The sequence below is a fragment of the Caldicellulosiruptor sp. F32 genome (assembly GCF_000404025.1).
Lineage (GTDB): Bacteria > Bacillota > Thermoanaerobacteria > Caldicellulosiruptorales > Caldicellulosiruptoraceae > Caldicellulosiruptor > Caldicellulosiruptor saccharolyticus.
Genome location: NZ_APGP01000106.1, coordinates 1 through 1,698 on the forward strand (window position 1 = coordinate 1; position 1,698 = coordinate 1,698).

Annotated in this window: 3 protein-coding genes; 2 read left to right on the forward strand and 1 reads right to left on the reverse strand. The window is 31.2% G+C overall.

The features are described from left to right. Positions 1-188: 188 nt before the first annotated feature. A complete protein-coding gene (locus H964_RS09620; RefSeq protein ID WP_039767099.1) occupies positions 189-524 on the reverse strand; it encodes a hypothetical protein in 336 nt (111 codons plus the stop codon). A 269-nt stretch (positions 525-793) separates the two neighbouring features. On the opposite strand from H964_RS09620, the gene H964_RS09625 reads away from it, so the two are divergent. Next, the gene (locus tag H964_RS09625; RefSeq protein ID WP_039767102.1) at positions 794-1,219 is read left to right on the forward strand and encodes a Fur family transcriptional regulator; all 426 of its coding nucleotides are present in this window, start codon (positions 794-796) and stop codon (positions 1,217-1,219) included. Next, positions 1,216-1,698, forward strand: a 483-nt coding sequence (locus H964_RS09630) for a metal ABC transporter substrate-binding protein (RefSeq protein ID WP_039767104.1), incomplete at its 3' end; no start/stop codon positions are given. The genes H964_RS09625 and H964_RS09630, both read left to right, overlap by 4 nt.

Here is a 1,698-nt window from a genome sequence, read left to right on the forward strand (position 1 = left end):
GGAATATAGTAAATCTAATACCTGTAAGATATATATAAAGAACAAAGCATTGAAAAAAACAGAGATGAACTCCTCATTTCTTTTTTTTCTCAAATAAACACAGTACATTATCAACAGGAGTATTCCTAATAGCCATATAGAAATATCAAAGTCTAACATCCTGCACCACCACTTTCACCAACAATAGTTTATTCTGTCTTCAAAATTCCACTACCTTTTATATTGTATCCATCATCTTCTATTTTGTAAAATACAAGATAATATTGTCCTGACTTTTGTTCTCCAAAAGATTTTGAAAACTCGACTTCTGTTCCTTCAGGTAATTGTGGTATAACATCTCCCTTTCCAACATTTTCATCAAGTCCAAAACTTGATTTCCAAACTTCATACTTAATTCTATTTGGAGTTTCACCAAACCAGCTATCTTTAGAATAAATCCATATTTTCCCACTTATGCTCATTTTCCCAGCATCCATTTTATGATATATACCATTTTCAGCTCCATTTACGTATCGATAATCCATTGTAAAACTCCAGCTACTTGTATTTGCAAATGAAGGTAGTAAACATACACAACATACAATCAAAATTATTATAACTGATAAACACCTCTTTTGCACCATATCACCTCTTATTGGATATATTTGCGATATTACTATTATAAGCTTTTGTTCTTCATTTGTCAAATATATTTTTAAAACTTTGCTTTCTTTTTCTTAGTCAACTCTTGTTTTTCTTAAAATATTATGTATAATATATTTAGTTGCAAACTATTTGCAAGTAGGTGGAAGGAATGATAAACCAGGACATTAAGTCTATTTTAAATTTACACAATATCAAAGCTACCTGGCAAAGGATTGAAATATACAAGGTTTTAAATAGTTCAAATCAATGTTTATCAGCTGATGAAATACTCAATATGCTAAAAAACAAAAATTTCAAAATTAACCTCGCAACTGTATATAGAAACCTTGAACTTTTTGTTCAAAATGGAATTGTAGTGAAATCTACTATAAATAGAAAACATTTTTTTGAAATAAAGAAAAATGAGCATCACCACTATTTTGTATGTATAAAATGCAATGCAAAAGCCGAAATTGTAGACTGTAAGATAAATCTAATTGAAGAGGAATTAAACAAAATGAACTTTAAAATTCTGGACCACAATTTGGAAGTGTATGGGATATGCGATAAATGTTGTAGGAGGGAAGAACAATGAAGAGGATAAAGCTGCTAACTATACCCCTTCTTATTAGCTTCATGGTTTTCTTAAGTAGCTGCAAAAATGAAGCTTTAACTACCACCAAAGGCACAGTCTACACTACAATCTATCCTTTGTATTCTATTACAAAACTTATAGCAGGACAGAAGATAACAGTGGAAAAGCTTGTAAAGGACGGTGCGGAAATTCACTCATTTGAACCATCTTCACGTGACATTGCCAAGCTCACATCAGCAAAAGCGGTGATATATCTTGGGCTTGTTGATGAGTGGGTTAAAAAACCTCTTGAGGGAACAAAGGTCAAAATCTTTAGAGCATCTGAAGGTATAGAGTTTATAGATAGTGACCCTCATATATGGACATCACCAAGGCTTTTAAAGAAAATAACAAGAAATATTGAAAATGCCTTGACAAGCTTAGATCCAAAAAATAAAAGTTATTACCAACAAAATGCTTCAAAACTGATTGCAAGTCTT